This window comes from Sphingomonas sp. Leaf22 (genome assembly GCF_001421715.1).
Classification (GTDB): domain Bacteria; phylum Pseudomonadota; class Alphaproteobacteria; order Sphingomonadales; family Sphingomonadaceae; genus Sphingomonas.
In genome coordinates this window covers 1-20,301 of the sequence record NZ_LMKP01000025.1, presented here as the reverse complement: position 1 = coordinate 20,301, position 20,301 = coordinate 1, and the positions used below count along the sequence as shown (strand labels likewise).

Sequence of the window (20,301 nt, the reverse complement as noted above, 5' to 3'; positions counted from 1 at the left end):
CGTTCCGTTATTCGAACTCCATGATGACCGCATCGACCGTCAGGCTGTCACCGGGGGCATGGGCGATGCGGGCGACGGTGCCGGCGCGTTCGGCGCGCAGGATGTTTTCCATCTTCATCGCCTCGACCACCGCCAGCGGCTGCCCCGCCTCGACGCGCTGCCCCTCGGCCACCTCGACCCGGGTCAGCAGGCCCGGCATCGGGCACAGCAGGAACCGCGAGAGGTCGGGCGGGACCTTTTCGAGCATGTGGTGGGTCAGCGCCGCGACATGCGGGGGCAGCACGCGGACGACGTGGCTGCCTCCACGGGCGGTCAATTTCCAGCCGCCGATCGTCGGGGCGATGCGGACGGTCCATTCCTTGCCATCGATGCGCGCGGTCGCGACTCGCTGCGACGGACGCCAGTGCGTCACGACATCGAGCGGCGCGGCGTCATCGATATGGACGAGCATGCCGCCGTCGTAGCCGTCGACGCGGATTGCGTACCGGCGGTCGCCGATCGTAACGACACGCTCGGTCGACGCCGCGGCGGGCGTGCCGAGTTGCCCGTCGATCGAGCCGGCGCGGTGCGACTGTTCGAGATCGGCAACGACCGCGATCGCGGCCAGCCGCCGCAGCAGCGTTTCATCGGCGGGCGCGCCGTGAAAGCCCTCGGGATATTCCTCGGCGATGAAGCCGGTGGTCAGCGCCCCTTCGCGGAAACGCGGATGCTGCATGATCGCCGAGAGGAAGTCGATGTTGTTGCCGACCCCGGCCAGTTCGAACCGGTCGAGCGCCGCGACCTGCGCGTCGATCGCCGCTTCGCGCGTGGGTGCCCAAGTGACGAGCTTGGCGATCATCGGGTCGTAGAACATGCTGACCTCGCCGCCCTCGACGACGCCGTCGTCGACGCGGGTGCGGGGTAGCGCGGTATCGAGCGACGTCGTTCGTGGAGCCCCCCCTCCACCATGCTTCGCATGGTCCCCCTTCCCGTTCCGGGGAGGATTGTAGCGGGTCAGGCGGCCAGTGCTCGGCAGGAAGCCGCGATAGGGGTCTTCGGCATAGACCCGGTTTTCGATCGCCCAGCCGGTCAGCTTCACCTCGTCCTGGGTGAACGCCAGCGGTTCGCCGGCCGCGACGCGCAGCATCTGTTCGACCAGATCGAGGCCGGTGATCTCTTCGGTCACCGGGTGTTCGACCTGCAACCGGGTGTTCATTTCGAGGAAGTAGAAGCTCTCCCCCGTCACGTCCGCGCCCGAGACGATCAGTTCGACGGTGCCCGCCGAATAATAGCCGACCGCGCGGGCCAGTGCGACGGCCTGTTCGCCCATCGCCTTGCGCATCGCGGGCGTGACGAAGGGTGATGGCGCTTCCTCGACGACCTTCTGGTGGCGGCGCTGGATCGAACATTCGCGCTCGCCGAGATAGACGATGTTGCCGTGCTGGTCGCCCAGCACCTGAATCTCGATATGGCGCGGACTTTCGATGAACTTTTCGATGAAGACGCGGTCGTCGCCGAAGCTGGCCAGCCCTTCGCGCTTGGTCGCTTCGAAGCCCTCGCGGACGTCCTGTTCGCTCCATGCGAGGCGCATCCCCTTGCCACCGCCGCCGGCCGACGCCTTCATCATCACCGGATAGCCGATGTCGCCGGCGATGCGCACCGCTTCCTCGGTATCGGCGATCTCACCCAGATAGCCGGGCACGACGTTGACGCCGGCGACCTGTGCCAGTTTTTTCGATTCGATCTTGTCGCCCATCGCGGCGATCGCATTCGGCGGCGGCCCGACGAAGGCGATGCCGGCATCGGCGCAGGCGCGTGCGAAACTTTCACGCTCCGACAGGAATCCGTAGCCGGGATGGATGCAGTCCGCGCCGGTTGCCTTTGCCGCGGCAAGGATCAGTTCGGGCACGAGATAGCTTTGCGCGGCGGGTGCCGGCCCCAGCCGCACGCTTTCGTCGGCCATCAGGACGTGCGGGGCGCGGGCGTCGGCATCGGAATAGACCGCGACGGTCGCTATCTCCATCCGCCTGGCGGTGCGCATGACGCGGCAGGCAATTTCCCCGCGATTGGCGACCAGAATCTTCTTGAACAAATCGCTCTCCTGTCCGCCCCGTGTGTTCGGGGTCAGCATCAACTCTTGCGGCGCAGATCGCGCAATTGCTGCGCCCGTTCCTTCGTCAGTCGTTCGAGGCAGTTGGCGCGCGCCAGCGGCTGCATCGACCCGCCGGCATAGCGTCCCGCTTCGAGGACGCACTGCGTATCGCGGAACTTCAGCCATGCCCGCTGGCTGGCGAGTGCCGCCGCCGCATAGCCGAAGCCGCCGCCACGCGAGGTGTCCGCCGCGTCCCTCGCCTTCATCGCCGCATAGCTCGCCTGCCATTCGCGGGTCATCGCCGCGTCGGCGCGTTGCCACGCCGCCTGTGCGCAGCGGTTCATGTCGACCTGCGTCGTGGCGCTGGCGCAGTCGCCCTGCGCGGTGGCCGCCGCGAGCAACAGGGTCAGCAGCATGAGGATTTCCGCATCGGTTCCTCCACCACCATCGGCGTCATGCCCAGCTTCGCCAGCAGCGCGGCGTCGGCATCGTCGCCGGCGTTGCCCGCGGTCAGCAAGCGGTCACCGGTGAAGATCGAGTTGGCACCAGCCATGAAGCACAGCGCCTGCGTCGTATCCGACATGCTCTCGCGCCCCGCCGACAGGCGGACCATGCTCAGCGGCATGGTGATGCGCGCGACGGCGACGGTGCGGACGAATTCGATGTCGTCGAGTTTCGCGAGCGGCGTATCGGCCAGCATGTTGCCGAGCACCGTGCCCTTGACCGGGACCAGCGCGTTGACCGGCACGCTTTCGGGATGGCGGGGCAGCGTGGCGAGCGCGTGGACGAAACCGACCCGGTCAGCGCGGGTCTCGCCCATGCCGACGATGCCGCCGCAGCAGACGTTGATCCCGGCTTCGCGAACATGTTCCAGCGTGTCGAGCCGGTCGCCGAAGCTGCGCGTCGTGATGACGTTGGCGTAGTTTTCCGGCGAGGTGTCGATATTGTGGTTGTAATAATCGAGACCCGCCTGTCCCAGCCGCTGCGCTTGATCCGGGGTCAGCATGCCGAGCGTCATGCAGGCTTCCATGCCCATCGCGGCCACGCCCTCGACCATCGCCACGATCCGGTCCATGTCGCGGTCCTTGGGGTTGCGCCATGCCGCGCCCATGCAGAAACGCTGCGATCCCGCCGCCTTGGCCTGCGCCGCGCTGGCGAGGACGGCGTCGACGTCCATCAGCTTTTCGGCCTTTAGCTGCGTATCGGCGCTGGCCGATTGCGAGCAATAGCCGCAATCCTCGGGACAGCCGCCGGTCTTGATCGACAGCAGCGTGCAGAGCTGGACCTGCCCGACGGCATGGTGGGCGCGGTGGACGGTCTGCGCGCGGAACATCAGTTCGTCGAACGGCAGGTCGAACAGGTCGGCGATTTCGGTGCGGGTCCAGTCACGCCGAACGCCTTCGGCGTGCCCCCGCGCAGGCGGGGCCCCAGAGCCAATGGCGTCACGCTCGTTACCTTGGGCCCCCGCCTGTGCGGGGGTACGTCCATCGATGGGGGCAACCGAAGCAGTCATCACGTTCATTCGACAGTTTCTCCGACCGGCGGGAGGTTATGGCCGAGCAATTTCAGCACCTCCGCCGCTGCATGGACCAGATTGGTGCCCGGTCCGAAAATCGCCGCCACCCCGGCGTCGCGGAGCAGCGCATAATCCTGTGGCGGGATGACCCCGCCGGCAATGACCCGGATGTCGGCGCGACCGGCATCGGCCAGTTGCGCGATCAGCTCGGGGATCAGCGTTTTGTGACCGGCGGCGAGGCTGGAGGCACCGACGATATCGACCCCCTCGCCGATCGCCAGTTGCGCGGTTTCCTGTGGCGTCTGGAACAGCGGGCCGGAGACGATGTCGAACCCCAGATCGGCAAAGGCGCTGGCAACGACGTTCGCGCCGCGATCATGCCCGTCCTGCCCCATCTTGGCGACCAGCATGCGGGGTTTGCGGCCCAGCCGCCGTTCGACGGCCAAGACGCCCTCGCCCGCGCGTGCCCAACCTTCGTCATCGGCATGCGCGGGGCCATAGATCCCCTTGACCGGGGTGACCGACACCGCGTGGCGACCGAAGGCGACCTCCATCGCCGCCGACATTTCGCCGAGCGTCGCCCGGGCGCGGGCGGCGGCGACGCACAGCGCCAGCAGGTTTGCGTCGCCCTTTGCACCCTCTCGCAACGCCGACAGCGCCGCCTGCGTCGCGGCTTCGTCGCGGTTCGCGCGGACATGCTCGATCCGGCGGATCTGGTCGGCGCGAACCTTGGCATTGTCGATCGAGAGGATGTCGATCGGCGTCTCTTCGGCCAGCCGGTATTTGTTGACGCCGACGATGACATCCTCGGCCCGGTCGACACGGGCCTGCCGGGCGGCGGCGGCGCGTTCGATATGCTCCTTGGGCAGGCCCTTGTTGACGGCATCGATCATGCCGCCCGCCGCCTCGACCTCCTCGATCAGCGCCCATGCCTTTGCGGCGAGTTCGCTGGTCAGCGCCTCGACATAATAGCTGCCGCCGAGCGGATCGACGACATGGGTCATGCCGGTCTCTTCCTGCAAAATCAGCTGCGTATTGCGGGCGATGCGGGCGGAGAAGTCGGTGGGGAGGGCAACGGCTTCGTCGAGCGAGTTGGTGTGCAGCGACTGGGTCCCGCCGAAGGTGGCGGCCATCGCCTCGATCGTGGTGCGGATAACGTTGTTGTACGGGTCCTGCTCGGTCAGCGAGACGCCGCTGGTCTGGCAATGGGTGCGCAGCGTCTGGCTGCGGGGCGAACCGCCGAGGTCGGCGATGATCCGGCTCCACAGCATGCGCGCGGCGCGCAGCTTGGCGATCTCCATGAAGAAGTTCATGCCGATGCCGAAGAAGAAGGACAGCCGCCCGGCGAACGCATCGATATCCAGCCCGCGCTCGATCGCCGCGCGGACATAGGCCATGCCGTCGGCCAGCGTGAACGCCAGTTCCTGCACCGCCGTCGCGCCGGCTTCGTGCATATGATAGCCGCTGATCGAGATGCTGTTGAAGCGCGGCATTTGTTCGGCGGTGTAGGCGATGATGTCCGACACGATCCGCATCGATGGCTCGGGCGGATAGATATACGTGTTGCGGACCATGAACTCCTTGAGGATGTCGTTCTGGATCGTGCCCGACAGCTTTTCGGGGCCGACGCCCTGTTCCTCCGCCGCGACGATGTAGAAGGCGAGACAGGGCAGCACCGCGCCGTTCATCGTCATGCTGACCGACATGGTGTCCAATGGGATGCCGTCGAACAGGATCTTCATGTCGTCGATAGTGTCGATTGCGACCCCGGCCTTCCCCACATCACCCGCCACGCGCGGATGGTCGCTGTCATAGCCACGATGCGTGGCGAGGTCGAAGGCGACCGACAGCCCCTTCTGCCCCGCCGCCAGATTGCGGCGGTAGAAGGCGTTCGATTCCTCGGCGGTCGAGAACCCGGCATATTGGCGGATGGTCCACGGACGGCCGGCATACATCGACGCCTTCACCCCGCGGGTGAACGGCGCGAAACCGGGCAGGCCGGGATCGGGGGCATCGGCAGCGGTGTAGAGCGGCTTGACCGCAATCCCCTCCGGCGTGTGCCAGGTGAGATCGGCGTCCTTCACCTCACGCGCGGCGAGCTTCTGCCAGTCATCGATCGTCGGGCCGGTCATTCGTACGTCCCTAGCGCCCGGTGGGGGGACAAGTCGAGGTGGGTCATGTCAGCGGCCTTCGAACCGGGGGGAGCGTTTGGTGAGGAAGGCGGCGGTGCCTTCGCGCGCATCGGCGCTGGCGGCGGCGCTGCGCTGTGCCTCCGCCTCGCGAACCATTGCCGCCGGATAGTCATGGTCGAGCGCGTAGGCGAGATTGCGCCGGGTCAGGCCGAGCGCGACCGTCGGCCCCGCCGCCAGCCGCCGGGCGAGCGCCATGGCTTCATCGTCGAGCATCGCGCCATCGACCACCGCATGGATCATGCCCCAGTCGAGCGCGGTCGCGGCGGCGACGCGTTCGCCCAGCAGCATCATCCGCGCCGCCCGCGCCCGCCCGATCAGCCGGGGCAGCATCCAGCTCGCCCCGCCATCGGGAACGAGGCCGATATTGACGAAGGCTTGCAGGAAATAGGCGTCGTCGGCCGCGACGCAGAAATCGGCGGCGAGTGCGAGGCTGCACCCGATGCCCGCCGCCGCACCGCGCACGGCGCTGACGATGGGGACCGGCAGATCGGCGATCGCCTGCAGACACGGGTTGTAGTGATGGGTCAGCGCATGGTGGGTCGCGGCGGGACCGTCCCCCGCCGCCTGCACCGCCGCCACGTCCGCGCCCGAACAGAAGGCGCGGCCCTCGCCGGTCAGCAGCACCGCCCTCGCGCCGTCGAGGTCCGCCAGAGCACCCCGGATCGCATCGAACATCGCCGGCGGCGCGGCATTCAGCCGGTCGGGCCGGTCGAGCGTGATCCGCAACACGTCGCCGTCGCGTACCACCCGGATATCGCCTGCCATCGAATCGCTCTCCCGTATCTTTTGATACGGTTTGCGGAAAGGCTGCGGCGATTGCCAGCGCAAACGAACCGCGGCGGGGGATCACCCCGCCGCGCGCCGCTTACCAGAAGATGTCGTATTCGACGTCGACCACCTGTCCCGTACGGATGTCGACCAGCATCGCGTCGTTGTAATAGCGGACCCAGCGATACGGTCCCCACGTCTCCGGCAGGCGATAGTAGAACGGATCGTTGATCCAGTAGTTCGATCCGAACAGGAAGGAATTCAGCCGGACGCCGACGCCGAAGCGGCGATAGCCATAGCCCCAGCCCTGCGGCGCATAATAGCGCGGCAGGCGGTACAGGCTGCGGTTGCGATCACGGTAACGGTTCCAGTCATAGCGGTCGTCGCGCCGCCAGCCGCGATCCCATTGGCCGTTGTTATCCCACCGGTCGCGTTCCCAATTGCCGCGGTCCCAGCCGTTGCGGTTCCAGTCGCGGTCGCGCTGCGCCCAGCCGTCGCCGTTCCATTGATCGCGCCGGAGTTGTTCGCGCTGCCACTGTTCGCGGCGATCGCGGTCCAGCGTACCGCGCCCGTCGCGACGCGGCCAGTCGCGGCGCAGCGCCTCGCGGTCGATCTGTCCCTGCGCATCGCGCGGCGGGTCGCGCCGTTCGAAGCGGTCGGGCGTGTTGGGTTGGGCGGGACGCTGCCAGCCGCGATCGGGTTCGCCCGGCTGCGGCCCACGCTGCCAGCCGCGATCCTCGCGCTGTTCGCGTTGGTTGCGCTGCCATTGACCGCGCAGCGCGTCGCGATCGATCTGGCTCTGCGCATCGCGTGGCGGATCGCGCCGTTCGAAACCGGCAGCGCGATCGGGCCGGTCGCCGCGCGGTTCGGACCGGGGCGATTCGCGACGTTGTTCGGAGCGCTGTTCAGGACGCGGAGCCGGTGCCTCGACCCGGATGTCGTTGCGGAACTCGGCGCGTGCCTGCGGCGTCTCGCCGCCCGGTCCACGTTCGATCCGCTCGCGCATGCGGGGCCCCCGCCCCTCGCGCTCGGGCTGTGCCATCGCGGCGCTCGGAACCAGTGCGGTCACGCTCAGCAACGCCAGCAGGAAACGGCTTTTCATCTCGGCTTCCCTCCACCGCCGGATGTCGCCGGCTTCGATGATGCCGGCATACGACGGATGCGATCAACCGTGGCTGAACGGCGATGACAGCCGAATGAAAGAATAGCCGCCTATGGTTTGGGCGGGGTCAGGGCCGGCGTTTCGCGCGCTGCCTCGGCCGGGTCGATGCCGGGGCGCGGCGGGGGTGCGAGGGTTGCGTCGCCGCGCGCGGCGGCGGCCGCCTGTCGCACCGCATCGACCAGCCGGGGATATATGCCGCAACGGCATAGATTGGTCAGTGCGGCCACGATCGTCGCTTCGTCGGGATCGCGGTTCGCGCGCAGCAGCGCGGCGGTCGCCATGACGAAGCCGGGGATGCAGAAGCCGCATTGCACGACCTGTGCGGCGAGGAACGCGGCCTGTACGGGGTGGCTGCGGTCGCGCGCCAACCCTTCGATCGTGGTCACGAACGTGCCCTCGATACTGCCGATCGTCACCTGGCACGACTTTACCGCGCGCCCGTCGATATCGACGGTACACGCCCCGCAATGGCCGGTGCCGCAGCCATATTTGGTCCCGGTCAGGTTCGACACGTCGCGCAGTGCCCAGAGCAACGGCGTTTCGGGGTCGAGCCGATATTCCTGCGGCAGGTTGTTGACGGTGAACCGGGTCATGGCGTCGGCCTTGTAGGGAGGATCGCGCGACCGCGCCAACCCCATGGTTCGGGAAACGGGTCGTTTCCGCCCGCGATCTTGTCGGTCGATCGGTGCGACGCGATCTTTCTTCCCATGACCTTACCATCCTTGTTCGTGCCGCATGGCGGTGGCCCCTGCTTCTTCCTGAACCCCGGCGAAGCGCCCGACCCGATGTGGCGGCCGATGCAGGCCTATCTGGCCGGAATGATCGCGTCGCTGCCCGAACGGCCGCGCGCGATCCTGATGATTTCGGGACATTGGGAGGCACCGGTGCCCACCGTGCATGTCGGCGAACGGCCGGCATTGCTGTTCGATTATTACGGCTTTCCCGAACATACCTATCGCCTGCGCTGGGATGCTGCCGGTGCGCCCGACGTGGCGCGGCGGGCGGCGGGGCTGTTGCAGGCTGCGGGCTTCGCCACGGCGGAGGAGGCTGGGCGCGGATGGGATCACGGTGTGTTCATCCCGATGATGGTCGCGGTGCCCGATGCCGACATTCCGCTGGTGCAATTGTCGCTCGACCGGTCGCTCGATCCGGCGGCGCATATCGCGATGGGCCGGGCACTCGTGCCGTTGCGTGACGAAGGGGTGCTGATCGTCGGATCGGGAATGAGCTTCCATAATTTGCGGGCGCGGGGGCCATCGGTCACGCCGGTGGCCGACGAATGGGACCGGGCGCTGAGCGCGGCGGTGACCGATGCCGATCCGGCGCGGCGTGCGGCGCGGGTGGCCGATTGGGAAGCCCTGCCCCATGCCCGCTTTGCGCACCCGGAGGCGGAGCATCTGCTGCCGCTGATGGTCGCGCTGGGAGCCGGCGGCGATGATCCGGCCGTCTGCGACTATCGCGACACGGTGATGGGCTGGGTCGTTTCGGGCTATCGGTTCGGGTGACGCAAGAATGTTGCGCTTTGCCGCGTCCTGCTGGCACAAGGGTGGAAACGTCCATCAAGGGGCCAAGGAGAGACGATGCTCGAAGCACTCGAAGCGTTGGAAAAACGGCGCGCGGCGGCGCGTGCCGGCGGCGGTGAAAAGCGGGTCGCCGCGCAACATGCCAAGGGCAAGCTGACCGCGCGCGAACGGCTGGACGTGTTCCTCGACCATGGGTCGTTCGAGGAACTCGACATGTATGTCGAACATAACTGCGTTGATTTCGGCATGCCCGATCAGGTGGTTCCCGGCGACGGGGTGGTCACCGGATCGGGGACGGTCAACGGCCGGCTGGTCTATGTCTTCAGCCAGGACTTCACCGTGTTCGGCGGGTCGCTGTCCGAACGCCATGCGCAGAAGATCTGCAAGATCATAGATATGGCGATGAAGGTCGGCGCGCCGGTCATCGGCCTCAACGATTCGGGCGGGGCCCGCATTCAGGAGGGCGTGGCGTCGCTCGGCGGCTATGCCGAGGTGTTCCAGCGCAACGTGCTGGCGTCGGGCGTGGTGCCGCAGCTGTCGCTCATCATGGGGCCGTGCGCGGGCGGTGCGGTCTATTCGCCCGCGATGACCGACTTCATCTTCATGGTGAAAGATTCGAGCTACATGTTCGTGACCGGGCCGGACGTGGTCAAGACGGTCACCAACGAGGTCGTGACGCAGGAGGAACTGGGCGGCGCGATCACGCACACGACCAAGTCGTCGGTCGCCGATTGCGCGTTCGAGAACGATATCGAGGCGCTGCTGGCGGCGCGCGACTTCGTCGACTTTCTGCCCGCCAACAACCGCAGCGGCGTGCCGACACGGCCGAGCGACGATCCGTGGGACCGGCAGGAGGACAGCCTCGACACGCTGATCCCGCCGAGCGCCAACCAGCCCTATGACATGCACGAGCTGATCGTGCGGACGCTCGACGACGGCGCTTTCTTCGAACTGCAACCGGGGCATGCGGCGAACATCATTATCGGCTTTGGTCGGATCGAGGGGCGCACCGTCGGCATCGTCGCCAACCAGCCGATGGTGCTGGCCGGGTGTCTCGATATCAATTCATCGAAGAAGGCGGCGCGGTTCGTGCGCTTCTGCGACGCGTTCGATATCCCGATCGTGACCTTCGTCGACGTGCCGGGGTTCCTGCCGGGCGTAGGGCAGGAGCATTCGGGGATCATCAAGCATGGCGCGAAGCTGCTTTTCGCCTATGCCGAGGCGACGGTGCCCAAGATCACGGTCATCACCCGCAAAGCCTATGGTGGGGCATATGACGTGATGGCGTCGAAGCATCTGCGCGGCGACCTGAACTATGCGTGGCCGACCGCCGAGATCGCGGTGATGGGCGCGAAGGGCGCGGTCGAGATCATCTTCCGGTCGAAGGACCCGGAGGAGGTCGCGGCACGCACGGCGGAATATGAGGCGCGCTTCGCCAACCCGTTCGTCGCCGCCAGCAAGGGGTTCATCGACGAGGTGATCCTGCCGCATTCCACGCGGCGGCGGGTGGCGTTGGGCTTGCGCAAGCTGCGGAACAAGAAACTCGAAAACCCGTGGAAGAAGCATGACAATATCCCGCTGTAACGTCCTCCCCGGCACGGGGAGGGGGACCAGCGTAGCTGGTGGAGGGGGCGTGCCCCATAATCAGACCGTTGTGGGACAGGAGCACCCCCTCCACCATCCTGCGGATGGTCCCCCTCCCCGTACCGGGGAGGATTTGGTGTGAGCCTCGGCCGTCTGAACCATGTCGGGGTCGCTACGCCTTCGATCGAAACGTCGATCGCCATGTATCGTGACCTGCTGGGTGCCGGGGCGATCGGCGAGCCGTTCGATCTGCCGGCGCAAGGGGTGAAGGTGTGCTTCATCGATGCGCCGAACACCCAGATCGAGCTGATCGAGCCGTATGACACGAGCTCGCCGATCGCGGGGTTCCTCGCCAAGAACCCGGCGGGCGGGCAGCATCATCTGTGCTTCGAGGTGCCCGACATCCATGCCGCGATCGCCGACCTGACCGCCAAGGGCGCGCGGGTACTGGGCAGCCCACGGATCGGGGCGCATGGGGCGCCCATCGTGTTCGTCCATCCGCGCGACATGGGCGGGGTGCTGATCGAGCTGATGGAGACGCCGGCGGACCACTGACCGGTCCCCCTCGACACGTTTCGCCCTATCTGGTTGAACGACGGCCATGAACACGCCGATCCGCAAAGCCGCCGGTAGCCCCTCCCCCGTCCGTGCCGAATGGGGCCGCAGCGTCGAGACGACGCTGGCCGCGATCCCCGGCATCCGCCGCGCGAAGACCGATGCGGCGGTGCTGTTCGCGCTCCCCGATTTCCTGTCGGAGGACGAATGCGACCTACTGATGGCGACGATCGATGCCGGGCGGCGCAAGTCGACGTTGCTGACCAGCAGCAACGACCCGAACTTCCGCACGTCCGACAGTTGCGATCTCGATCGCTGGCATCCGGACCTGCAACCGATCGATGAACGAATCGCCCACCTGCTGGGCATTCCGCCCGAATATGGCGAGACGATGCAGGGGCAGCGTTATGCGCCGGGCCAGCAATTCCGGGCGCATGCCGACTATTTCAACGAGAACGAACATTATTGGGCACCGATGGCAGTGCAGGGCGGGCAGCGGACGTGGACGGCGATGGTCTATCTGAACGAGGTCGAACAGGGCGGCGCGACATGGTTCCCGGTCGCCGGGGTCCGCTTCAATCCGCGGCCGGGCATGCTGGTCGCGTGGAACAACATGAACCCCGATGGCAGCCCGAACCTGTCGACGCTGCACGAAGGCATGGCGGTGGTCGAGGGGACCAAATATATCGTCACCAAGTGGTTTCGCGAGCGGCCATGGACGCCGACCGTTCAGCCTTGAGCGGCCAAAGGTCACAAAGGTCACACTTGCGGCGTTGTTTTCACGCAGTCGTTTTGGCACTGGTGCGAGTACCGGGCTGATCCGTTCATCGTACCGCAGCAGTACGAAACCGTCGCGCAAGTCTTGTGCTCGATCTCCCTCTCGCCGTACCCCCGCGCAGGCGGGGGCCCAGAGCCAAGCCGAACACCGGCCAGTGCGTGGGACCCTGGACCCCCGCCTTCGCGGGGGTACGGCGAGGTTCGGATCAATACTGGTTAGCGCGCAGTCTCGATTTGCCGAAGCGATGGTTCGGTTGAGAAAGAGCTTAAGGGCATGAAGCCCGTCGCCGGACGATAGCCCCGGCTGGACACGGTAGGAAAGGGTAAAGGGCGGCGGGCCAAAAACGACCCGCCGCCCCTGCATCACGCCTTCTTGCGCGCCCGCTTCGGGGCGGCGGCGGCTTCGGTGTCTTCGGCTTCGTCGGGCGATTCCTCGCCCGCTTCGCTCAACGCTTCGCCGAGTGCGCGCAGCTTGTCCTGCGACTTGTCCGCCTTTTCGGCGATCTTGGTCGTCGCGGCACCCAGACGGTGGAGCAGGTCGTGGACCCGGTCGCTGTCGGGCGCGTCCTTTTCCAGTTGCTTGCGCAGCGAGGCAAGGTCGCGCAGGATGCCTTTCGCTCCCGACACGTCGGCATCGGCCAACGCGGCTTCCCAATCCTCGATCATCGTCGCACCCTTGGCGGGCTTCGTATCGTCCAGTCCGCGATTGATCGCGTTCATCGTTCCGGCGAATTTAACGGCCATGGTCAGGCTCCTCGAAGGGCAAGCTGCATGCGCAGCCGCCGGACAACGAGCGAGGCCGGATCGGGGCCCGGCAAAGAACAACTATTTGTTTTTGCTGGGGTGGGGAACACTGCGCGAACGGCACCGTACTGCGCCTTCGATCCGGAACAGGCGGGCGTGGCGTTCCCTCGCCGGCCGACCCACCCCCAACCTTTCCCTTCCAGGGAGGGGAGCTATGTGCGGCAAGCGGGTCGCGCCGTTCTCAATCGACGCGGATGCGGGTGCCGCTGTCGAAGCCGTCGGTCATCAGCTTGACGATCGCATCGGCGACCCGTTCGGGCGGCTTGACGCTCTGCGGATCCTCGCCGGGATAGGCGCGCTCGCGCATTTTCGTCCGGGTCGCGCCGGGATCGACGATCGCGGTACGGACCGGCGAGATGTTCGCCATTTCCAGACCGTAGCTGGCGATGATGTTGTCGAACGCCGCCTTCGACGCGCCGTACATGCCCCAATAGGCACGCGGTGCGGCCCCGACCGACGAGGTGACGCCGACCACCCTGCCCGACCGCGCCAGCCGCAGCATCGGCGAGAAGGCGGCGATCAGCGCGGCATTGGCGGTGACGTTGAGCATCATCACCTTGTCGAACTCTTTCAGATTGAACGACGGCACCGGCCCCAGCGTACCAAGCGCGCCGGCGTTGAGCACCAGCATGTCGAGCGCCCGCCAGCGTTCGGCGATCGCCGACACCAGTTGCGGGATGGCGGTGCGATCATAGAGGTCGATCGGCGCGATCGTCGCCGATCCACCCGCCGCATAGATCGCGTCCTCGACCTCCTCCAGCCCGCCGGTGGTCCGCGCGGTCAGGATGATGTGCGCACCCTCCGCCGCCAGCGCGATCGCGGTCGCGGCACCGATTCCGCGGCTGGCCCCGGTGACGAGGGCCAACTGCCCCTTCAGACGATCGCTCATCCGACCCGTTCGGCCAGAACCGCGAACTGATCGACCGAGCTGGTCTCATCCTGATCGGTCAGCGGCGTCGGATAGTCGCCGGTGAAGCAGGCATCGCAATATTTCGGCCGGACCGAGGTCCGGTTGGCCTCGCCGAGCGCACGGTACAGACCGTCGATCGAGATGAAGGCGAGGCTGTCGGCCTGAATATAGTCGGTCATGCCGCCCAGGTCATACTTAGCCGCCAGCAACTTCGCGCGTTCGGGAGTGTCGACTCCGTAGAAGCAGCTGTGCCGGGTCGGCGGCGACGCGATGCGCATATGCACTTCCGCCGCGCCGGCATCGCGCATCATCTGCACGATCTTGAGCGAGGTGGTGCCGCGCACGATCGAATCGTCGACCAGGATGATCCGCTTGCCCTCGATCAGCTTGCGGTTGGCGTTGTGCTTCAGCTTCACGCCGAGATGCCGGACCTTGTCGCCCGGCTGGATGAAGGTGCGGCCGACATAGTGCGAGCGGATGATGCCCAGTTCGAACGGGATACCCGACGCCTGGGCATAGCCGATCGCGGCGGGAACGCCCGAATCGGGGACCGGGATGACCAGATCGGCATCGACCGAATTTTCCTGTGCCAGTTCGGCACCGATCGCCTTGCGCACCGAATAGATCGAGCGGTCTTCGGAAATCGAATCGGGGCGCGAGAAATAGACCCATTCGAAGATGCACGGGCGCGGCGACAGCGGCGCGAACGGACGGATCGACCGCAGCTCGCCATTCTTGACGATGACCAGCTCGCCCGGTTCGACCTCACGCACGAATTCCGCGCCGACCACGTCGAGCGCGACGGTTTCGGAGGCGAAGATATAGGCACCGTCGCCCAGACGCCCCATCACCAGCGGCCGGATGCCGAGCGGATCGCGGCAGGCGATCATCCCCTCGGGCGTCATGCAGATCAGCGAATAGGCACCTTCGACCTGCTTCAGCGCGTCGATGAACCGGTCGAGCAGCGTCCGGTAGTTGGACGTGGCGACCAGATGGATGATGACTTCGGTGTCGCTGGTCGACTGGAAGATCGATCCGGTGCGGACCAGATCCTTGCGCAGCCGCATGGCATTCGAAAGATTGCCGTTATGCGCCACCGCGAACCCGCCCGACGCCAGTTCGGCATAGAGCGGCTGAATGTTGCGGTTCGACGTTTCGCCGGTTGTCGAATAGCGGACATGGCCGCAGGCGGTCGCGCCGGGCAGCGATTCGATGATTTCGGGTCGGTCGAAATTGCCCGCGACATGGCCCTGTGCCCGTTGGGTATGGAACATCGCCCCATCCCAGCTGCAGATGCCGGCCGCTTCCTGACCGCGGTGCTGGAGCGCATGGAGGCCGAGCGCCACGAGCGCCGCAGCGCCGTCCGCGCCGGATACACCGAAGATGCCGCATTCTTCACGCAGCTTGTCGTCGTCGAATGGATGGGTGGTGAACATAGGCCCTTCCGGGGATAAGCGTGTCACGCGGCTGCCATATAGGCAGGCGAAATCGGTTTGTCGCCCTTTGATCGTCGATTGCCGAGGAACCGCGATCGGCGATAGGAGTTGCTGCGATGGAAAATCGCGATACCGGACTGGTGCTGAACCCGAAATTCGATGTCGATGGGCTGTTGACCGCCATCGCCGTCGACGCCGCCAGCGGCGAACCGTTGATGGTCGCGTTCATGAACGACGAAGCGTTTCGCCTGACGCTGGCGACGGGCGAAGCGACCTTCTGGTCGCGGAGTCGCGGGCGGCTTTGGAAGAAGGGTGAGACTTCGGGCAATGTGCTGCGGGTGGTCGAGGCACGAATCGACTGCGATCAGGACGCGGTGTGGCTGCGGTGCGAACCGGCGGGGCCGGCGTGCCATACCGGGGCGGACAGCTGTTTTTTCCGGCGGATCGAGGGCGATCGGCTGGTACCGGCGACGTGAGGCGGTGGCTGGCGGCGGCGCTGGTGCTGGCGGGATGTTCGCCGGGGGCGGCACCCGATCGCGACGAAGCGACGCTGGAACAGGCGGCGATCGCGCGCGGCGTGGTGCGCGATCCGGCGGCGGCTACTCCCGTCGGGCTATATGCGCGCGAGGGGGACCGGCTTTGCATCGCCGGCAGCCGCATCGGGATGTTCGTCGATTATGGCGACGACATCGGATGCAGTGGGCATGGGCGCTATTCGCACGAGGGCGAGACGTTGCGCGCCGATCTGGGCAATGGCTGCACGTTCGAGGCGGCCTATGACGGCGGCCGTATCCGGCTGCCCGGCAAGCTGCCCGATGGCTGCAGGCGGCTGTGTACGCAGCGCGCGTCGCTGGCCGGGTTCGCGGTCGACCGGTTGAGCGACAGCGGGTCGGAGGCGGCGGCGCTGCGCGATCCGAAGGGGCGGCAGTTGTGCGGGTCTTGAGTTCGCCGGCCTGATCGACGTCAGACGCCGCTTGCCGCCGCCAACGCCCGTTCGCGGGCCTCGCGATGCTCGATGATCTTTGGGGGATAGTCCTTTGGCCGGCATCCGGCGGCGTCGGGGTCGTGGATCGCCGCGTCCGACAGATGGGCCAGTTCGGGGACCCAGCGGCGGATATAGTCGGCGGCGTCGAATTTCTCGGACTGGGTCAGCGGGGCCATGATCCGCCCGAACATGTTCGAATCGACACCGGTGCCCGCGACCCATTGCCAGTTGACGGCGTTGTTGCCGAAATCGGCATCGACCAGACAATTCCAATACCAGCGTTCGCCTTCGCGCCAGTCGATCAGCAGATGCTTGATGACGAAGGACGCGGCGATCATCCGCACGCGATTGTGCATCCAGCCGATCTGCCACAACTGCCGCATTCCGGCATCGACGATCGGATAGCCGGTGCGCCCTTGCTGCCAAGCCTTCAGGTCGCGGGTCGCCGCCGCGCCGCTGCGCCATGTCAGCTTGTCGTAGCGCGGGCGGCCATTGGCGTCGGCATAGTCGGGCATCGACAGGATGACGCCGCTGGCGAAATCGCGCCACGCCAGTTCCTTGCGATAGGTCGTCAGGCTGTCGCCCTGCCCGTCGAGCGCCGCCCAGACCTGTCGCGGCGAGATTTCGCCGTGGTGCAGGTGCGGCGACAGGTTCGAGCTACCGTCGATCGAGGGCAGGTTGCGCGCCTCGTCATAGTCGTCAAGGCGGGTGGCGAAGGATTTGAGCGCCTTTGCCGCCCCGTCCTCGCCCGGCTGCCATGCCTTGGCGAAGGCGGTCGACCAATCGGGTTTGGTCGGCAGCAGGTCCCAGTCGGCGAGCTTGTCGGACTTCGGCAATTTGGCGGGCGCGGGGATGGTACGCGGCATCGCCACCGGCTCTTCCGGGGGCAGCATCTGGTTCAGCGCCTTCCAGAAGGACGAATAGATTTTGAACATGCCACCAGAACCGGTGCGGACGCTTTCGGGCGGGCGGAGATGATTGCCGTCGTGCAGCGTCAGATCGTCGCCCAGCGCCTCCTGCGCCTTCACCCACCATGGTTCGTAATGGCGCATGGCATGGATGTGGGTCGCGCCGGTTTCCTCCATCAGCTTGCGCAGTTCGGCGACGGCCTCGCCCCGGCGCAGGATCAGGCGCGAGCCCTTCGCTTTCAGCGATTCGTCCAGCGCGGTCAGGCTGTGATGCAGCCACCAGCGCTGCGCACCGCCGATCGCCCAGTCGCCAGGCGACTTGTCGTCGAGGATATAGACCGGGATGACTGCGCCGGCGTCGATGGCGGCGACTAGCGCGGGCTGGTCGCGCAGGCGGAGGTCCTGGCGGAGCCAGAGAAGGACGGGTTCGGTCATGCGACAGGCGTTACGCCTGCGCGACGATCCCGGTTCCCTGCGCCACGGCGACGATCGACGCGACGTGACGATGCGCGACTTCGAGCAGGTCGCCATAGCCGCCGCCGAGTGCGCTCGCGATCGGCAGGCCGCGTTCCCGCGCCAGGTGCCCGATCCAGCGGTCGCGTTCGTTCAGCCCCGCCTGGGTCAGCGACAGCCGCCCCAGCCGGTCGTCGGCGAACGGGTCGACCCCGGCCTGATACAGCAGCAACGACGGCGCGAAGCTGTCGAGCAGCGGAACCAGCGTCGCCGCTAAAGTCGCCAGATATTCGTCGTCGCCGACCCCGTCGGGCAGGCCGACATCGAGCGTCGAGCGGGCCTTGCGCGCCGGAAAATTCTTTTCGGCATGGATCGAATAGGTCGCGAGGCCGGTGCGTCCGGCGAGCAGCGAGGCGGTGCCGTCGCCCTGATGCACATCGACGTCGATCACCAGCACCTTGGCGCAGGTGCCTTCGTCGACCAGCCGGTTCGCGGCGATGGCGAGGTCGTTGAACACGCAATAGCCCGCCCCGGTATCGGCGAGCGCGTGGTGGCTGCCGCCGGCGGTATTGGCCGCATAGCCGCGCTCCATCGCCACGCGCGCGGCGTGATAGGTCCCGCCGGGCACCGCGACCGCGCGCAATGCCATCGGTGGGGTGACCGCAAAGCCGATGCGGCGTTCCTTGGCCGGCGGCACGCGCGCCTCGATCACCTCGGCGACGTAATCGTCGTCGTGCACCGCCTCGATCCACCGACGCGGCATCGGTTCGGGTTCGTGCCAGTCGATCGCCGATCCCCGGTCGCGCAGGAGATCGCGGACGAGGCCGTTCTTGCCCCAGCGATAGCGGCTGCCCGGCGGGCTTTCGGCGACATAATGCGGATGATGGACGACGGGAATCACGCGACAGAGATAAGATGCCGTTGGTCCTCGCAAAAGCGGCACGGTGCCGATAGGAAGCGGCGATGGACAAGACCACCCTCCCCTATCGCCCCTGCGCCGGCGTCATGCTGTTGAACCGCGACGGTCGGGTGTTCGTCGGCCAGCGGCTCGATTCGACGCTGGAGGCGTGGCAGATGCCGCAGGGCGGGATCGACGAGGGCGAGGAACCGGTCGACGCGGCGGTCCGCGAACTGCGCGAGGAAACCGGGGTCCTGCCCGACAAGGTCCGGCTGATCGCTGAAGCGCCGGGCGAATTCCTCTACGACCTGCCCGACGACATGATCGGCAGGATCTGGAAAGGGAAATGGCGCGGGCAGCGGCAACGCTGGTTCCTGTTCGCGTTCGAGGGCGACGATGCCGATATCGACATCGCCACGCCCGAACCCGAATTCCGCGCATGGCGCTGGGCCGAGCCGGCCGACCTGCCGACGATGATCGTGCCGTTCAAGAAGACGCTGTACGAACAGGTGCTGGCGGCGTTTGCCGATCACCTGCATCGGTGAAGCGCGCGAAAGTCGGGGTGAATGGTTCAGCCCGCCGACAGGCGATCGGCTATAGCGGGGGATGATGCCCAATCCCGCGCTCCTCCTGCCGCTCGGCCTGTATTTCGCGGAACCGCCGCCGGAACCCGATCTGCCGATCGAGATCCGGACGATGCTGGAAGAGGCGATGGCATCGGGCAACGACAATGACGTCGCGACGATCGTCCGCTATGCGCGCAAGGCCGCGCCGAAACATTCGCAGAAGATCGCCGATCTGGCATCGCATTATACGTTCGAACGCACCGAGAAGACCGAGAAGCGGCTGCGCACCGCGTCGTTCGGCGCGCTGGTCAAGGGGCGGGCGGAAGTCGGCGGCTGGATCAACAGCGGCAATTCCGACAGTCTGGGCGTCACCGCCGTGCTCGACCTGTCGCGCGAGGGCTATCGCTGGCGGCACAAGCTGAAGTTACAGGCCGATTATCAGGAAAATAACGGCATTCCGACGCGCGAACATTATCTCGGCGCGTTCGAACCCAACTACAAGGTGGACGACCGCCTGTATATCTATGGCGCAGCGCAATATGAGTCGGACAAGTTCTTCGGCTATTACGATCGCTATTCGGCGTCGACCGGCGCGGGCTATACCGTCGTCGCGCGCGGACCGGTGACGCTCGACCTCGAACTCGGTCCGGCATTTCGGCATACCTCGTTCACGACCGGCGATGTCGAGCGCAATCTGGCGGCGCGTGGGTCGGTCGATTTCGACTGGCGAATGACGCCCGCGCTCACGCTGCGGCAGGATACGTCCGCCTATGTGCAGGCGGCGAACAGCACGGTCACCAGCCTGACCGCGGTCGATGCCAAGCTGCTGGGTCCGCTCTCGGCGCGGCTATCGTACAATATCCAGTATGAAAGCCGCCCGCCGGTCGGGCGCGTGAATGCCGATACGACCGGGCGGGCTTCGCTGGTCTATGCGTTCTGAGGCTTTGTCGCCGGAATGGCCGTTCCCCCGGCGTTGATCACGACCTCTGCGAAAGCCGCAAGCTTCGCCAAAAACTCGCCGTACCCCCGCGCAGGTGGGGGTCCAGAGCCAAGCATAACAACGGCTTGCGCCTGGAACCCTGGACCCCCGCCTGCGCGGGAGTGTTCACGTCGGACTCTGTAGACGTTTTCTGGCGAGGAAGATGTCGAGGGTGATCTCGAGCATCTGTTGGGTCTTGGAGGCGCGTTTGGTT

Annotated in this window: 20 protein-coding genes; 8 read left to right on the top strand and 12 right to left on the bottom strand. The window is 66.5% G+C overall.

Annotated features, from left to right (window positions below; genetic code table 11):
- Positions 1–7: 7 nt before the first annotated feature.
- From ASE70_RS12045 to ASE70_RS12015, 7 genes are all read right to left on the bottom strand, one after another.
- Positions 8–2,071, bottom strand: a complete 2,064-nt coding sequence (locus tag ASE70_RS12045) for an acetyl-CoA carboxylase biotin carboxylase subunit (protein WP_056505133.1) — start codon at positions 2,069–2,071, stop codon at positions 8–10.
- 38 nt (positions 2,072–2,109) lie between these two features.
- Positions 2,110–2,487, bottom strand: coding sequence for a lysozyme inhibitor LprI family protein (locus ASE70_RS12040; RefSeq protein WP_056505111.1), 378 nt, complete (start codon positions 2,485–2,487; stop codon positions 2,110–2,112).
- A complete protein-coding gene (gene bioB, locus ASE70_RS12035) occupies positions 2,478–3,584 on the bottom strand; it encodes a biotin synthase BioB (RefSeq protein WP_082451001.1) in 1,107 nt (368 codons plus the stop codon). Before bioB ends, ASE70_RS12040 begins: the two co-directional genes overlap by 10 nt.
- A 5-nt stretch (positions 3,585–3,589) precedes the next feature.
- The gene (gene scpA / locus ASE70_RS12030; protein ID WP_056505108.1) at positions 3,590–5,719 is read right to left on the bottom strand and encodes a methylmalonyl-CoA mutase; all 2,130 of its coding nucleotides are present in this window, start codon (positions 5,717–5,719) and stop codon (positions 3,590–3,592) included.
- 48 nt (positions 5,720–5,767) lie between these two features.
- Positions 5,768–6,544: an enoyl-CoA hydratase-related protein gene (locus tag ASE70_RS12025; protein WP_056400729.1), complete on the bottom strand. Its 777-nt coding sequence runs from the start codon at positions 6,542–6,544 to the stop codon at positions 5,768–5,770.
- 100 nt (positions 6,545–6,644) lie between these two features.
- Entirely contained in the window at positions 6,645–7,649 is a 1,005-nt protein-coding gene (locus tag ASE70_RS12020; protein ID WP_056505106.1) for an RcnB family protein, read from the bottom strand.
- 110 nt (positions 7,650–7,759) lie between these two features.
- Complete coding sequence (locus ASE70_RS12015; protein ID WP_056505126.1) at positions 7,760–8,302, bottom strand: (2Fe-2S)-binding protein; 543 nt, start codon at positions 8,300–8,302, stop codon at positions 7,760–7,762.
- 114 nt (positions 8,303–8,416) lie between these two features.
- Between ASE70_RS12015 and ASE70_RS12010 the strand changes: the two genes are divergently transcribed.
- From ASE70_RS12010 to ASE70_RS11995, 4 genes are all read left to right on the top strand, one after another.
- Positions 8,417–9,214 carry a DODA-type extradiol aromatic ring-opening family dioxygenase gene (locus ASE70_RS12010; RefSeq protein WP_056505123.1) on the top strand — a complete coding sequence of 266 codons (798 nt, stop codon included), beginning with the start codon at positions 8,417–8,419 and terminating at the stop codon, positions 9,212–9,214.
- 75 nt (positions 9,215–9,289) lie between these two features.
- A complete protein-coding gene (locus ASE70_RS12005) occupies positions 9,290–10,816 on the top strand; it encodes an acyl-CoA carboxylase subunit beta (RefSeq protein ID WP_056505103.1) in 1,527 nt (508 codons plus the stop codon).
- Between the two features lie 138 nt (positions 10,817–10,954).
- Positions 10,955–11,371, top strand: coding sequence for a methylmalonyl-CoA epimerase (mce, locus tag ASE70_RS12000; protein ID WP_056505101.1), 417 nt, complete (start codon positions 10,955–10,957; stop codon positions 11,369–11,371).
- Positions 11,372–11,417: 46 nt separating this feature from the next.
- Positions 11,418–12,110, top strand: coding sequence for a 2OG-Fe(II) oxygenase (locus tag ASE70_RS11995; protein ID WP_056505098.1), 693 nt, complete (start codon positions 11,418–11,420; stop codon positions 12,108–12,110).
- A gap of 401 nt (positions 12,111–12,511) precedes the next feature.
- Here ASE70_RS11995 and ASE70_RS11990 read toward each other — a convergent pair whose 3' ends face one another.
- The 3 genes from ASE70_RS11990 to purF form a co-directional block, all read right to left on the bottom strand.
- Positions 12,512–12,892, bottom strand: a complete 381-nt coding sequence (locus tag ASE70_RS11990; protein WP_200909529.1) for a hypothetical protein — start codon at positions 12,890–12,892, stop codon at positions 12,512–12,514.
- 241 nt (positions 12,893–13,133) lie between these two features.
- Complete coding sequence (locus ASE70_RS11985) at positions 13,134–13,841, bottom strand: SDR family NAD(P)-dependent oxidoreductase (RefSeq protein ID WP_056505095.1); 708 nt, start codon at positions 13,839–13,841, stop codon at positions 13,134–13,136.
- Entirely contained in the window at positions 13,838–15,298 is a 1,461-nt protein-coding gene (gene purF, locus ASE70_RS11980) for an amidophosphoribosyltransferase (protein WP_055999474.1), read from the bottom strand. The genes ASE70_RS11985 and purF overlap by 4 nt, the downstream gene beginning before the upstream one ends.
- 116 nt (positions 15,299–15,414) lie before the next feature.
- Between purF and hisI the strand changes: the two genes are divergently transcribed.
- Together hisI and ASE70_RS11970 are read left to right on the top strand one after the other, a co-directional pair.
- A complete protein-coding gene (hisI, locus tag ASE70_RS11975) occupies positions 15,415–15,774 on the top strand; it encodes a phosphoribosyl-AMP cyclohydrolase (protein WP_056505092.1) in 360 nt (119 codons plus the stop codon).
- Positions 15,771–16,241: a hypothetical protein gene (locus ASE70_RS11970; protein ID WP_056505090.1), complete on the top strand. Its 471-nt coding sequence runs from the start codon at positions 15,771–15,773 to the stop codon at positions 16,239–16,241. The genes hisI and ASE70_RS11970 overlap by 4 nt, the downstream gene beginning before the upstream one ends.
- A gap of 20 nt (positions 16,242–16,261) precedes the next feature.
- Here ASE70_RS11970 and ASE70_RS11965 read toward each other — a convergent pair whose 3' ends face one another.
- Positions 16,262–17,626: a cryptochrome/photolyase family protein gene (locus tag ASE70_RS11965; RefSeq protein WP_056505087.1), complete on the bottom strand. Its 1,365-nt coding sequence runs from the start codon at positions 17,624–17,626 to the stop codon at positions 16,262–16,264.
- Between the two features lie 10 nt (positions 17,627–17,636).
- Complete coding sequence (locus ASE70_RS11960) at positions 17,637–18,545, bottom strand: histone deacetylase family protein (RefSeq protein WP_056505085.1); 909 nt, start codon at positions 18,543–18,545, stop codon at positions 17,637–17,639.
- A gap of 62 nt (positions 18,546–18,607) precedes the next feature.
- Here ASE70_RS11960 and ASE70_RS11955 point away from each other — a divergent pair, with 62 nt between their 5' ends.
- Entirely contained in the window at positions 18,608–19,087 is a 480-nt protein-coding gene (locus ASE70_RS11955; RefSeq protein ID WP_056400769.1) for an RNA pyrophosphohydrolase, read from the top strand.
- 61 nt (positions 19,088–19,148) lie between these two features.
- Positions 19,149–20,048, top strand: coding sequence for a DUF481 domain-containing protein (locus ASE70_RS11950; RefSeq protein WP_235519871.1), 900 nt, complete (start codon positions 19,149–19,151; stop codon positions 20,046–20,048).
- The last annotated feature ends 253 nt before the right edge of the window (positions 20,049–20,301 follow it).